The organism is Pedobacter sp. L105, assembly GCF_009765875.1.
GTDB lineage: Bacteria > Bacteroidota > Bacteroidia > Sphingobacteriales > Sphingobacteriaceae > Pedobacter.
The window spans coordinates 532,638-546,186 of record NZ_LMUP01000008.1 but is presented as its reverse complement, the minus strand read 5'-3'; the positions used below and the strand labels follow the sequence as shown (position 1 = coordinate 546,186).

11 protein-coding genes are annotated in these 13,549 nt (G+C 43.0%); 4 read left to right on the top strand and 7 right to left on the bottom strand.

The features are described from left to right. Positions 1 to 48: 48 nt before the first annotated feature. Positions 49 to 1,824 (bottom strand): aminopeptidase P family protein, encoded by a 1,776-nt coding sequence (locus tag GSQ84_RS17485; RefSeq protein WP_158798556.1) that lies wholly within the window; start codon positions 1,822 to 1,824, stop codon positions 49 to 51. 429 nt (positions 1,825 to 2,253) lie between these two features. Here GSQ84_RS17485 and GSQ84_RS17480 point away from each other — a divergent pair, with 429 nt between their 5' ends. Then, positions 2,254 to 2,487: a hypothetical protein gene (locus tag GSQ84_RS17480; RefSeq protein WP_158798555.1), complete on the top strand. Its 234-nt coding sequence runs from the start codon at positions 2,254 to 2,256 to the stop codon at positions 2,485 to 2,487. A 127-nt stretch (positions 2,488 to 2,614) separates the two neighbouring features. Continuing rightward, entirely contained in the window at positions 2,615 to 3,721 is a 1,107-nt protein-coding gene (locus GSQ84_RS17475) for a HesA/MoeB/ThiF family protein (protein WP_158798554.1), read from the top strand. Between the two features lie 196 nt (positions 3,722 to 3,917). Here the strand turns inward: GSQ84_RS17475 and GSQ84_RS17470 are convergent, their stop codons facing one another. From GSQ84_RS17470 to GSQ84_RS17455, 4 genes are read right to left on the bottom strand one after another with little or no spacing between them, the layout of a single operon-like run. Continuing rightward, positions 3,918 to 5,138, bottom strand: a complete 1,221-nt coding sequence (locus GSQ84_RS17470) for an ABC transporter permease (protein WP_158798553.1) — start codon at positions 5,136 to 5,138, stop codon at positions 3,918 to 3,920. A gap of 10 nt (positions 5,139 to 5,148) precedes the next feature. Continuing rightward, a complete protein-coding gene (locus GSQ84_RS17465; protein WP_158798552.1) occupies positions 5,149 to 5,895 on the bottom strand; it encodes an ABC transporter ATP-binding protein in 747 nt (248 codons plus the stop codon). After that, the gene (locus GSQ84_RS17460; protein ID WP_158798551.1) at positions 5,892 to 7,187 is read right to left on the bottom strand and encodes an efflux RND transporter periplasmic adaptor subunit; all 1,296 of its coding nucleotides are present in this window, start codon (positions 7,185 to 7,187) and stop codon (positions 5,892 to 5,894) included. The genes GSQ84_RS17465 and GSQ84_RS17460 overlap by 4 nt, the downstream gene beginning before the upstream one ends. A 3-nt stretch (positions 7,188 to 7,190) precedes the next feature. Further along, a complete protein-coding gene (locus GSQ84_RS17455; protein WP_158798550.1) occupies positions 7,191 to 8,525 on the bottom strand; it encodes a TolC family protein in 1,335 nt (444 codons plus the stop codon). 185 nt (positions 8,526 to 8,710) lie between these two features. Here GSQ84_RS17455 and GSQ84_RS17450 point away from each other — a divergent pair, with 185 nt between their 5' ends. After that, positions 8,711 to 9,802 carry a sensor histidine kinase gene (locus tag GSQ84_RS17450; RefSeq protein ID WP_158798549.1) on the top strand — a complete coding sequence of 364 codons (1,092 nt, stop codon included), beginning with the start codon at positions 8,711 to 8,713 and terminating at the stop codon, positions 9,800 to 9,802. Further along, a complete protein-coding gene (locus tag GSQ84_RS17445; RefSeq protein WP_158798548.1) occupies positions 9,777 to 10,517 on the top strand; it encodes a LytTR family DNA-binding domain-containing protein in 741 nt (246 codons plus the stop codon). The genes GSQ84_RS17450 and GSQ84_RS17445 overlap by 26 nt, the downstream gene beginning before the upstream one ends. A gap of 10 nt (positions 10,518 to 10,527) precedes the next feature. Here GSQ84_RS17445 and GSQ84_RS17440 read toward each other — a convergent pair whose 3' ends face one another. Both GSQ84_RS17440 and GSQ84_RS17435 read right to left on the bottom strand, forming a co-directional pair. Continuing rightward, entirely contained in the window at positions 10,528 to 11,712 is a 1,185-nt protein-coding gene (locus tag GSQ84_RS17440; protein WP_158798547.1) for a cytochrome c3 family protein, read from the bottom strand. A gap of 10 nt (positions 11,713 to 11,722) precedes the next feature. Next, on the bottom strand, positions 11,723 to 13,474 hold the full coding sequence (locus tag GSQ84_RS17435) for a cellulase family glycosylhydrolase (RefSeq protein ID WP_158798546.1): 1,752 nt from the start codon (positions 13,472 to 13,474) through the stop codon (positions 11,723 to 11,725). Positions 13,475 to 13,549 lie beyond the last annotated feature (75 nt).

Sequence of the window (13,549 nt, the reverse complement as noted above, 5' to 3'; positions counted from 1 at the left end):
ACCAATAAAAGGCGCATTCGGGTGTTTATCCGGATGCGCCTTTTTATTTTATATGGCCTTCGTCGCTGCTGCAAGCCAGGCTGTTTCTTCCGCATTTAATCGCGGACTTAGTTTTTCAAAAACAGAGCGGTTGTAGGCATTCAGCCATGCTATCTGCGAGGATTCCAGTAATTCTTTTTTCACAATAGTAGTACTGATCGGCGCAATGGTTAGCGTTTCGAAAGCATAAAAATCGTTAAACTCACTCACCTCTGCTGCAATCGTATGAACCAGGTTTTCTATACGGATACCATGTCTGCCCGGGCGGTATACCCCGGGTTCAACTGAAGTGATCATCCCCAGTTCTACTGCTACAGGAGTATTGGTAGGGTTAAATACCTGTGGGCCTTCATGCACATTCAGGAAATAACCTACCCCATGGCCGGTTCCGTGGCCATAGTTGATGGCATGGTCCCATAATGGCTTTCTGGTAATGGCGTCTATCTGGTAACCGCAGGTTCCTTTTGGAAATTTAGCTTTGCAGCCATCTATCATTCCTTTTAATACGAGTGTATAATCTGCTGCTTCCTGTTCAGTATTGTTTCCCATAGGAATAGTACGGGTAATATCTGTAGTTCCATAAAAATACTGACCCCCAGAGTCTACCAGGAAAAGACTTTCCGCTTTCACTTCCAGTTCAGTTTCGGGAGCGGCAGCGTAATGAGGTAATGCACCATTTGCCCTATAGGCACTGATGGTGTTAAAGCTATCTCCAATAAAACCTTCCTGTTCAGCTCTGTATTTCCGTAGCTGCGCAGCTGCAGATAATTCTGTGATCTTTATTTTCCCAATGTTCTCTTCCAGCCATTTTAAAAAACGTGTAATGGCAACACCATCTTTAAGCATGGCTTCCCGCGTATTTTTCAACTCAGTATCGTTTTTTACAGCCTTAAGCAGGGTAGAGGGATTAGTACCTGCAATAATATTCACTGACGCCGGGATGAGTTTGGCATAAGCATAACAATTACGTTTGGGATCAATAAATATAGAATTGTTTTCAGGCAGGTGGCTCAGTATCCTTTCTATTTCTTCATAAGCCAATACTTCAGTTCCGCTTTTCAGCAGGGTTACTTTTTCTTCTTCGGTCAGTTTTCCCGGATGAATAAACAGAGTAGCGTGATCATGACTGATCAGGGCAAAACCCAATACCACAGGATTGAAATTCACATCCTTACCCCTGATGTTAAATAACCAGGCAATATCATCAAGAGACGAGATCAGGTGGTAGGCGGCTCCCTGTTTTTTTAGTTCGGCTCTTACTGCGGCAAGTTTACTGCTCACCGACTGGCCTATATGTTCCTCTGCAACTAAAAAGGCGCTCTCTACAGGTAATTCCGGGCGGTTTTCCCAGATCGGGCTTAAATAATCTTTACTGACCAATTGAATATCCCTGGCCGAGAACTGCTGTTTAATGAGTTCTCCTGATAATATAGAGAGCAATTTCTCATCTGCAGCAACTACTGCATTTTTATCCAGCTTTTCATTTAACCATTGTATATATTCCGGGGCCTGCTGCACCTTCAACTTCATCAGCTCAAAGCCGCTGTCTTTCAATTGCGCTTCAGCTTGTTCGAAATATCTCGAATCTGTCCAGAGTCCGGCAGCGTCCTGCGTGATCACTAGGGTGCCTGCAGAGCCTCTAAAGCCCGAGACAAAAGGAATGCATTTATAATGTTTAGGCATGTATTCACTGATATGCGGATCAGCAGAAGGAATGATATAGGCATCTACCTTATCATTACTCATTTGTTTACGTATTTCACTCAGTTTTTCCTGGTATGTCATATGCAAATGTTCGTTTTATGAATTTGAGGAGCAAATCTACAGAATTAATTTACACCTCATGGACAAAGGTAGGTTTAGGATCTCTTTCGGGCACATTTAGACAGTGTTCAGTTAATACCCTATAAATAATCAGGATAAAACAATAATTTATTAAGAAAAAGACGACTATTTACAAATGAATAATGAAATTTATTTCGTAAAGTATATCCTAAAAACTATCTTACATGTATTATTTTAATATAACCGTTGCTGATCCTGAGCGTTGTTTGCCCTGCTCAGGAAAAGCAAAGGTTTATCCTTCCGCCTGTATTCCCCGGTTTATTGGTGCAAATTTTTAAAAAATCACCCTTCAATATTGATATAGCGCAATAAAAACAAAAACTCCTTGTTATAGGAGTTTTAAATTATCTTTGGAGTCAAGAGAAGATTATGGGATTGAAGATGCGTGTAACGTATAATGACACAGATTATGTGTATGAAATTATCAATGGGGCTGCAATTACTAAGGATACTACTGAATTGAAGATCGTTTTAAACGGGCAGCCAATTACGTTAATAAAAGACACCAATAAAGTATGGATATTACAGGATAGTGAAATCGCCATTGAGCCGGATTTAGTACAAGCCTTAGGCAGATCTGTATCCCTTCGCTACCGTTTGTAACAAAGAATATAAATCCTGATGTTTGATCGGTACTAAAACATTTAAATATCCCGCCTGTTTTTAAACTTCAAGGTTTGTTATATGCCAACAGCGGTGGTTTTTAAACCGCCCTTTTCAAGAGGATACAATGGATATTAAAGGTAAAGCACGTTATCAGCGACAAATATTGCTGAAAGAATTTGGACTTTCAGGTCAGGAAAAGTTATATAAAGCAAAAGTACTGGTAATTGGCGCAGGAGGATTAGGCTGTCCTATCCTTCAGTATCTGGCAGCTGCTGGCATCGGTACATTGGGTATTGTTGACCATGATGTGGTTGAACTCAGTAACCTGCACCGGCAGATCTTGTATACAGTTGCCGATGTAGGCCGCTTAAAGGCCGATTGTGCAGCAGAGCGGTTAAGCCAGTTTAATCCCGATATTGAAATTATCCCCTATCCTCTTCAGCTCACCAATCAGAATGCTGCATTAATATTGAGTAAGTTCGATCTGGTTATCGATGGCTCTGATAATTTCCCTACGCGCTATATGGTTAATGATGCCTGCGTATTGTTACATCTTCCCCTGATTTACGGTGCACTTTCTGAATACGAAGGACAAGTCGCTATTTTTAATGTTGCAGGTGCTGATGGTAACAGGGTGAACTACAGGGATATCTTTCCCAACCCTCCAAAACCGGGTGAAGTTTTAAATTGTGCTGAAGCAGGAGTGCTTGGGGTATTGCCGGGGATCATTGGTACCCTACAGGCCAGTGAAGCAATTAAGCTGATCTCAGGAACAGGAGAACCACTGGTCAATCAAATGCTGATTTATAATCTGCACAATAACCAAACCTATAAAATAAACCTTAAGCCAGCCGGCGATGAAGAAAAAAGCGGCCCTTCAGATCTGGATAGTTTTCTGCAGACAGATTATGATTGGTTTTGCGGATTTAAATCCGGCGGGTCGGAAGTAAAAGAAATAAGTTCAGTAGCATTCAGGGAAATGATGCACAATAACGACTATACGGTTATTGATGTCCGTGAACCTGAAGAACTTCCTGTAGCTTCGGGTTTTGAGCATATCCGCCTGCCTTTATCTGTTTTAAGGAAACAGGTACCCCTGATTGATAAGGATAAGGTGATCTTATTTTGCCATTCCGGCGTTCGGAGTGTGATTGCCGGAGAGCTGCTGATGGAAGCTTACCCCGGTAAAGAGTTTTATAGTCTTAAAGGCGGTATTTTGCGGTTTCAGTAGACAAGCGTTGAAATACTACATCCCCGGGTTATTGTACAGAATTCCAGATTTAAAGTCATCGTTTTAGATTTGTTGATGTGCAGGATTTCGTTTTTGATACAAGAATCAAAAATTAATAAGACCCGGATAAATCCTCATGAACTTTAACGGCCCGGAATAGTTAAACCCCAGGCCGTAGATATAGAAATGAGAATCTTTATTCGTAGCGTAATGCTTCGATAGGGTCAAGCCCTGATGCTTTTAATGCCGGGTAATAACCGAAAAATATCCCCGTTACCGCACAGACTAAAAAGGAGATCACGATAGATGACTCTGAGATCACCGTAGGCCAGTTGAGCATATTGGGAATGATGATCGCAGCAGAAATACCCAGCACTACACCAATTACCCCTCCGGTAATACTGATCATCACGGCCTCAATCAGGAATTGCAGCAGGATATCCACACCCCTTGCTCCGATAGACATCCTTAAACCGATTTCACGGGTTCTTTCCGTAACGGAAACATACATGATATTCATAATCCCGATTCCTCCAATAACCAGTGAAATGCTGGCTACTGCGGTTAACAGGGCGGTCATCATGCTGCTGGTAGAATTTAGCATCGTCATCAATTCTGCCTGTGTTCTTACCTGGAAGTCGTTATCCTGGTTATCCCTTAAGCGGTGGGTTATCCGTAAAGCAGTATTCACCTCTTTAACGGCATCATCTGAAGCGCTCTCTGTGACAGCGGAAGCATAGATCTGGTTAAAATAAATAGTAGAAAGCACTCTCTTCTGAATAGTAGTATAAGGTGCAATAATCACATCATCCTGATCCTGACCAAAATTACTGGTACCTTTTGGCACCAGTACACCAATCACCTGCATCGGGATACCTCCAAAGCGAATTACCTTTCCCAAAGGGCTTTCCCCGTTGGGAAATAGGTTATCCACTACTGTTTTTCCTAATAAACAAACCTTTGCGGAACCCCTTACATCCTGATCAGAAAACACAATGCCATCTTTTACAACTAACTTTCTGATCTCCAGGTAGTCCGGGTTTACCCCTTGTATGGTTGTAGGCCAGTTGTTGGCACCATTGATCGACTGACCACTGGAAGAAGCTAATGGTGAAATCAATGCAATATGTGGTGCGTCCTTTTGCAGTGCATTCACATCTTTAATAGTCAGCGTTTTAAAACTGCTCCCGGCAAGCCTTGCGCCTCCCGGTTCATTACTGAAAGGCATAATTGTGATCATGTTGGATCCCATGCTCGACAGGGAGGCATTGATGCTCTGCTTGGAACCTTCTCCAATAGACATCATGGTAATTACAGAGGCTACCCCTATAATAATCCCAAGCATGGTAAGCAGTGCACGTAGTTTATTACGCTGCAGGGCTTTCATGGCTAACAGAACGAGATTAATTATTTTCATATATTATCTTTTAATAATCGTCGCTTACCGGAAGGGAGTCTAAAGCTTCCCTTGCAGAACGTCGGTTAACATTCATCGTGTCTTTTTGAACCTTGCCATCCCTCAACATTACTGTTCTGGTACTAAATGCAGCAATATCAGGTTCGTGGGTAACAAAAACTATGGTTTTACCCTTATCGTTCAATTCCTGCATCAGCGCCATGATCTCATAAGAGGTACGTGTATCCAGATTTCCTGTCGCCTCATCGGCAAGGATCATCACCGGCTCGTTTACCAGTGCCCTGGCAATGGCTACCCGCTGCTGCTGGCCGCCTGATAATTGATTTGGGGTGTGATCAAACCTTCCGTCAAGTTTAACGGCTTGTAACGCTGCAATGGCCCTGTCCTTTCTTTCCTGTGTACCAATCAGTGGATTATACAGCAGGGGCAGTTCTACATTCTCCAGGGCCGATGTTCTGGGTAATAAATTATAAGCCTGAAATACAAAGCCTATTTTGGTATTTCTCAGTTTTGCCAGTTCATCCCGGGTCAGGTTTTTCACGTTTACATTATCCAGCATATAAGTGCCTTCCGTAGGTTTATCCAGGCAGCCCAGCATATTCAGCAAGGTGGTTTTTCCTGAGCCGCTGCTTCCCATAATGGTCACAAATTCTCCGGAGTTGACATCAAAGGATACGCCCTTTAAAGCCCTCACGGTTTCAGTACCCATTTTAAACTCGCGTTTTACGTTCTGTATTTCTAGGATTTTGGTGCTCATCGTCTTTTTCCTCCTCCACCTGGTCTTTTTGGCATGAAAGGGCTGGAAGCTGCTGCCTGTGTTTGTACTGCTGCGGTTTCTGTACCGGTTGCAACCACGTCATTCTCATTCAGGCCGTTTAGCACCTGTACATGTGTATTGTCATTCAAACCTACAGTGATCTTTTTCTGTACCAGTTTTTTATCCTGTATAAGCCATACGTAAGTATCAGGGGTTGCTACCGTTTCGGTTTCGCCTTTTTCTGCTGTTGCTTTCACTTTTACATCAGGCTTGCTTCCTGTTTTAGCCATCTGCCCGCCTTTACCTTTTTTACCGTGTTTACCAGACCCGCCTTCTTTTAATCCTTTAATTGGTATAATCTGGTACTGGTTGCTCAGACTCGAATCCGGACTAAATTTCAATGCTTTTGCAGAGATCAGCATCGCATCTTTGATCTCTTTGGTGTAGATGATAATATTGGCTGTCATGCCGGGTTTTAACTTCTTGTCATCATTTGGTGCATCTATCAATGTGGTATAGGTAACCACATTCGCTGATATCTTTGGCTGCAGGCGAATTTCGGTTACTGTACCGTTGAAAGTATCATCCAGGAAAGCATCTACGGTAAAAGAGGCACGCTGTCCTTTAACCACGTTACCTATATCGGCTTCATCTACTTTTGCTTCTACCTGCATTTTGGTAATATCCTTGGCAATGGTAAATATCGTAGGCGTGCTAAAACTCGCTGCTACGGTTTGTCCTATACTTACACTTCTGCCCATCACAACACCATCAATTGGAGAATAGATCTGCGTAAATGAAAGGTTACGTTCTGCTGCCCGTAATTGCGCCTTCACGTTGTTTACATTCGCTACAGCCACCTGCTGGCTGTTTACCGCCAGATCATAGTCAGCTTTACTGATCGCACCGGTAGCAAACAATTCTTTCTGACGTTTAAAATTTGCTGCCTGATAAATCTGTGTACTGATAGCCTGTGCTACACTGGCCTTATTTTGATCTACAGTAGCTTGTAACAATGTTTTATCCAGTTCGGCCAGCAGCTGGCCTTTTTTTACTACTGAATTGAAATCTGCATAAATTGCAGATAAAGTTCCTGATACCTGTGTACCCACAATTACAGTATCTACGGGTTCAATGGTTCCTGTAGCAGTAACACTGGTAGAAATAGCACCTGTAGTTGGTGATTCACTCATCAGGACAACTGGTTTTTCCTTTTTCCTAATAAAGAAGTACCATACCAGGCCGAGTACAACAACGGAGACAATAATTAAAATGATTCTTTTCGGCTTCATGATTTATAATTTAATAGGTATTCCCAGGTAAAACTCATAGATTCTCGCGGCTAATGCGGCGTTATATTTTGCTTGTATATAGGTTTGCAAGGCCTGCACATACAAATTCCTTTGCTGGTAGAAGTCAAAAATATTGACAGATCCTATTCTCAGCTCCTCATTTGAAATACGGTAAAGTTCCTGGTTGTACTTTAACTGCTCTGTGGCCGATGCATATTGTTGCTTGGCATTAGAAACAGTGATAAAAGCACTCTCTGTGGTCAGCGCTAAGGTAGTTTTTGCATTTTCCAGCAGATTTTTGGATTCCTCTATCGCTATCCTTGCTTTGGCGACAGCAGTTTTGTTCACCCTTTTGGTGAAAATCGGAACGGTCAGCGTTAACCCTACCTGCTGATAAAAATTGTTATCAAACTGTCTGAAGGTTCCGTAAAGTGGGGTAGTGGCAAAACTGGTTCCTAATCCCGCGCCTAAGGATAAGGTTGGCAGATAACCTGACTTCGCTTCTCTCAGTGCAAGGTCTGATATGTTCACAGATAATTCGGCATTTTTAATCTCCGGACGGTTACTCAGTGCATAAGATTGCACAGTAGCCAGGGCTGGAATGGCTTCGTCAGTCAATACCGTATCTGGTCGCACAATGTCGAAATCATGTTGTGCAGGCAGCTGAAGCAATTGTTTTAGGGTAATCTTATCCGCACGCTCAGCATTTTCTGAGGTTGTTAAATTATAATTGTCTGTAGCCAGCTGCGCTTCAAACTGAACCACATCTTTCCTGGCTACTGAACCAGCCTTAAACCTGCTTTGCTCCTGTGTAAGCTGGGCGGTAGAAGTTTTAACCAGATCCTTGTTGTAAACAATACTTTCCTTATCTACCAGTATACTGAGGTAAGCCTGGGTAATTTGCAGGGTGATATCATTTTCACTTTGCAATACCGTGTAGTTGGCGGCCTGTACAGACAAGTCCTTCTTCTGAATGTCTGTTTTCAGGTATCCACCCTGGTATAAGGTCCAGTTAGAGCCAAGGCCAAGGGAACCGGAATTGGTGATCGCTGCGGTTTCGCCTGTTGTATTCAGGTTATAGTGGCTGTAAGTCAGGGATCCTGTACCATTCAGATCTGGTAGTACTGCGGCTTTGGCCAGCAATTTATCCTGTTCAGCACTTTTTGTATCCAGCCTTAAATTCTTCAGCGTGATATTGTTGCTCTTGGCATATTGTAAACAGCTGGCCAGGTCCCATACCTTTGGGATACTTTTAGCTGTTGTATCCTGACTATAACCCCTGATCCCGGAGCAGCCAAGCAATAACAAGAGCAGAGTTTTGATGGTTAATTTTGACATATGCTGCTTTGATAATCTTCGTTTGTTTAACAAATCAATGTCTAATAATGTTAGAAAAAAATTACAATAGACAAACAATAAAACTTTGCCGACCGAAAGAGGTTTACAACCGACGGAAAGATTTGGACAATTGAAGGCAGGTTGCCTACCTTGCCCATCTCAATATCCCGATAAATTTTTACCCGATGAATGCATTAAAAAGCCGTAGTTATATTACCGTATTGCTCCATGTGCTGTTATGGATGCTGTTTGCGTTTATCCTGCTCTTTTATCAGCCACTTTCCTGGAATATCATTATTCCTAACCAGTTCTGGGTAAAACAGGGCTGTGTATTGGTTCTGCTGGTGGTGATCTTTTATCTGAACAGTGAACTTCTTGTTCCCCGGTTGCTGCTAAAAAACAGGAACCTGGCTTATGTATTTGTGATTCTGTTTATCTCTCAGATGACAGGGCCCATGGTAAATGGGGTAGACCGGGTTTTACACCTTCCGGAATTAATGGAGAATGCTTTTAAAACTACAGGCATGATGAGGCCCCCTAAGCGGAAAGACAGGCTGGATATTTTTACCTTTATGATGACCCTGCTGATTGTGGGGATCAGTACCAGTGTTACCCTGATCCAAAAGTGGCAGGAAGATAAACAGCTGCGGGAATCCATGGAAAAAGAAAAAATAGGATCGGAACTTTCTTTTTTGAAAGCCCAGATCAATCCGCATTTCTTTTTCAACACGCTGAACAATATTTATGCGCTTACCCATGTGGATGTAGAAAACTCCCGCAGGGCGCTTCATAAATTATCCAGGATGATGCGTTACTTACTATATGATACACAGGCTGGGATTACTCCTCTAAGTAAAGAGGTCTCATTTATTGTAGATTATATAGAACTGATGAAACTGCGTTTAAACGATACCACTAAAGTATCCTTCGAAGGGCCATTGCTGCAGGGGGATATTCAGATTGCCCCGATGTTGTTTTTACCCTATGTAGAAAATGCATTTAAACATGGTGTTAGTGCGGTAGATCCTTCAGTAATTTCCATCGTGCTTAGCATGGAAGATAAAACACTCGAAATGACCGTCAAAAATACCATCTTTCAGGAGAATGCCGAAATTGCAGATACCTATGGCGGTATAGGCCTCAGCAATACCAAGAGAAGATTAGACCTGCTTTACCCCGGGAAACATACTTTTTCGGCCGGCAGGGCAGAAGACACCAATGAGTTTATTGTTCACTTAACCCTGGTACTGGATGATACTGAATTGCATCGCAGTTGACGACGAACCTCTGGCCCTGGGCCTGGTTTGCAACTTTATAGAACAAACACCGTTTCTGCATCTCGCCGGAAGATTCTCCAGTGGTGTAAAAGCGCTGGAAATGATACATGAACAACAGATAGACCTGCTTTTCCTGGATATACAAATGCCTGATCTTACCGGTATCCAGATGGCCAGGATGCTGGACCGTCAGCCGGGAAATAATGCCCCAAGGGTGATCTTTACCACGGCCTTTAATAATTTCGCTATTGAAGGATATAAAGTAGATGCACTGGATTATTTACTGAAACCCTTCAATTATGAAGAATTTCTTACCGCTGCAAATAAAGCAATGGCTTACGCTGAACTATTAAAACCAGCACTGGCGGCTGCCGGCCAGCCTGCAGAACATGACGAAGAATATATATTTTTAAAAGTTGAGTACCAGCTGGTGCGGATAGCTACCCGCGACATTGTATATATAGAAGGACTGAAGGATTATGCAAAAGTATATCTGGAAGGCAATCCAAAACCAATCCTTACGCTGATCACCTTAAAAGCGCTGGAACAAAAGCTGTCGGCCAAAATGTTCATGCGTGTGCATCGTTCTTATATTGTGTCACTGGATAAAGTTAATTCTGTAACCAAGAGCAGTTTAAATTTAGGGGGATTGAGTATTACCGTGGGCGAGCAATATAAAGAAGCTTTCGGTGCCTATTTAAGCAAGTGGATGTAAATCCATCACATCAATAGACCGCTATTCGATGTGTCCTTAGCAGATACGTTGAAACCTGGTTTTTTCCGGCAAGCTGAAAACTGATCATTTTAGAAGCCTGTTTGGGCATATGACAATCGATACAGTTTGTTTTCACCATAGCATTGGCCAATGTAGCCTGACTATGCTTAATGGTGGTATGACAACTCATACAACGCTGTGAATAGATGGTCAGGTTTCCTTTTAAGTTCTCATGTGTACGGTGGCAGGAAGAGCAGTCAATGGTATTACTTTTCATAAAACACTTACTTTTTTCCAGTAACTGGCTTTGGGTACCGTGCACATCGTATTCCGGTTCTTTACTGGAATTGAGGCTAACCTTAGCCGAGCGGTATCTTTTGATATCATCTCCGGGTTTAAAAGAGAAAGTGGATTGTTGTACTTCCCAGTTGTTTCCGGAATGGCAAACGGCACAGGCATCAATCTTTTGCTGGCGGGTAAGGGTTTTGTAAATGGCGATATACTTTGCTGCCTTAGCCTCAGGGTGGCTGAGGTGGAACTCAACATGTTTACCTGCGGGTCCGTGACAGCGCTCACAATCTATTCCGTAAACCAGGGATTTTCCGTCTAATTCTTCTTTAACAGTCAATGGCCCGTCCTGAACCATTTTTCGGTTAACGAATGAGCTGTGGCATTCCAGGCAGCGCAGGCCAATGGGCCGGTCAAAATAAACCCTGTCGGATGGAAAACCGGGGCTATTTGCCCAGCTCTGAATGGTTTTGAAGTAGGAGAGCGGCAATTGTTTGAGCTCATTTCCTTGCCATGAACCATAAGTATAGGCTTTTACACCAGCCCCAAAAGCAATGTCAAAGCGTCGGGCTATGGTTTCTTTGCCGTCCAGATAAGCCACCTGGTACATTCCGCTATCGCGCTTTTCTACCACTACTTTTAAATGCTGATCAAAGGCAAAAACGGAAGAATGTGGCAAAGGGCCGTTTAACAGTTCATCTCCCTCTATAGGATGAGAGGTGTGCTGATGAGGGTTTTCCAGATAACTGTCGGTTATAGCCGCATGGCACTGTTTGCAGGTAGCAGCACCGGCTATGGTATTTTCAGTAGCCGGTGCCGCTTTTTTGTTGTTCATGCATTGGGCAAACAGCACCACCAGAATGGCGATGGACCCAAAAATCAGGAATAAGCGTTTTTTTCCTTTCAATTGTACCTGGTTATTTAATAAATTGTATACTGCTGAAATTGAAACCTCCCGTGTCGGCGTATACCCGCAGCACTTGTTTTCCTTTATTCAGTTTGATGTTTTTGATCACTGTTGGCTGAAAGTTAGTTAAACTTCCGCTAGCTTCAATAGCATTATTTTTTGCTACCATTATGCCGTTAACCGAGAGCGAAATTTTACCGTTCGCCTGATCGGTTGCGAGATCTAGTTTTAGGGTGTAAATACCGCTGTCCTCCACGTTAATCGTATATTGCAGCCACTCGCCGCTTTCAATGCTGCTCACATAGTAAGCTTCCTGTTTAGTGGAGTCCCTGTTGATATCTACCCCGTCGTTTCGGTATTGGCGGCCTTTATTGCCCGGAGTGGTTTTTCCCGTAACTACATGGTAATCTGCGGTATCTTTATCACTATAAGCGGCCCCACTTATGCCCAGGTCATAATCTACGGCTTTAATCGTACTCTGGTTAGTGACCCTGTTGTTTTTAAAGGGTTTGGTTTTTTTACTAAAGGGCTGGCGCATCATCGCATCAATTACATCTTTGTGGATGGTGGTATTTTCTGCTTTAGCCGCCGTGGCCAGTTCCATCAACCCATTATATGCTTCGCTTGCTACAGGTTTTTTGCCGGTGCCATTAAAGTAATCCACTACGCTGTTATAATTTGGATTGGATTTAATCTCCATCGGGTTATTGATACCAATTTTCTTTAAAGGCCACCACGACCAGCCGATATTGTTTTCAGTGAACAACCTGATGGCATCGGTAAACCATACATTGGAATTTTCACCGGTTTCGCCCAGCCATGCGGGTACGTTGTACTGGTCTCTCATTTTGATGATATGCGCTATGGAAGCCTGGTCGTTTAAGTTCCAGTACTTGTGGAAACTTAAAGCCATATTATGATCCCATGTTGGTAGAATACCATTGTAGTTATTGCCCCACGCGTTGCCTTCAATAATGATCAGGTGGTTGTTATCAACCGAACGGATTGCATTGGTGATCTCCACCATCAGTTTTCTCAGCGGAACATTTTTTTGTTCCTTTATTCCATGCGGGTCCGCAGCAGGGTTTTCAAATCCATAATTGGGCTCATTGATAATGTCGTAACCTGCAATCCAGGGTTCATTTTTATAGCGCTCCGCTAACTTTTTCCAGAGGGCAATTGTTTTTTGCTGATTGGCTTCACTATCCCATAAAGAAGGTTTTGATGGATCTCTGTCGGCTATATTGAAGTCATTCCCCTGTCCGCCGGGTGTAGCATGTAAATCCAGGATCAGGTATAGATGGTTAGCCTTACACCAGGCCAGCAGGTTATCTGTAAGCGCAAAACCTTTGTCCAGCCAGGTGTTTTTTCCGGGTACCGGCTCCTGGTCTGCGGGAAGGGTATATAAATTATAGTGCATCGGCAGGCGCACAGAATTAAAGCCCCAGGCTTTCAGGGAATCAATATCACTTTTACTGGTATGGTTTTTTAACCAGAGGTCATAAAATTCCTGGGTCTGCTGCGGGCCTATCAACTCTTCTAAACGCTCGCGGATTCGGTGCTGCTGACTTTCTTTATTGATCTTGAGCATATAACCTTCCTGCAGCATCCACCCGCCAAGGCCTATTCCCTTAAGCAGTACATTATCGCCTTTTCCGTCTACGATCTTTATTCCGTCAGCATGTAAATAACCCTGCGCGCTGGATTGGGCAACCGCGACACATAGAAGCAGTGTGAGCAGGATCAATTGTTTCTTTATCATCTTTATTTATTCAAATATTAAATTGCCGGACATCAGCTTCAAAAGATCATTATCTTTTTATAGCGGGATTAAAAA

Coding starts and splice junctions, on each gene's coding strand:
- GSQ84_RS17485 (WP_158798556.1), bottom strand. CDS start 1,824: ATGACATACCAGGAAAAACTGAGTGAAATACGTAAACAAATGAGTAAT.
- GSQ84_RS17445 (WP_158798548.1), top strand. CDS start 9,777: ATGATACTGAATTGCATCGCAGTTGACGACGAACCTCTGGCCCTGGGC.
- GSQ84_RS17450 (WP_158798549.1), top strand. CDS start 8,711: ATGAATGCATTAAAAAGCCGTAGTTATATTACCGTATTGCTCCATGTG.
- GSQ84_RS17465 (WP_158798552.1), bottom strand. CDS start 5,895: ATGAGCACCAAAATCCTAGAAATACAGAACGTAAAACGCGAGTTTAAA.
- GSQ84_RS17480 (WP_158798555.1), top strand. CDS start 2,254: ATGGGATTGAAGATGCGTGTAACGTATAATGACACAGATTATGTGTAT.
- GSQ84_RS17460 (WP_158798551.1), bottom strand. CDS start 7,187: ATGAAGCCGAAAAGAATCATTTTAATTATTGTCTCCGTTGTTGTACTC.
- GSQ84_RS17475 (WP_158798554.1), top strand. CDS start 2,615: ATGGATATTAAAGGTAAAGCACGTTATCAGCGACAAATATTGCTGAAA.
- GSQ84_RS17435 (WP_158798546.1), bottom strand. CDS start 13,474: ATGATAAAGAAACAATTGATCCTGCTCACACTGCTTCTATGTGTCGCG.
- GSQ84_RS17455 (WP_158798550.1), bottom strand. CDS start 8,525: ATGTCAAAATTAACCATCAAAACTCTGCTCTTGTTATTGCTTGGCTGC.
- GSQ84_RS17470 (WP_158798553.1), bottom strand. CDS start 5,138: ATGAAAATAATTAATCTCGTTCTGTTAGCCATGAAAGCCCTGCAGCGT.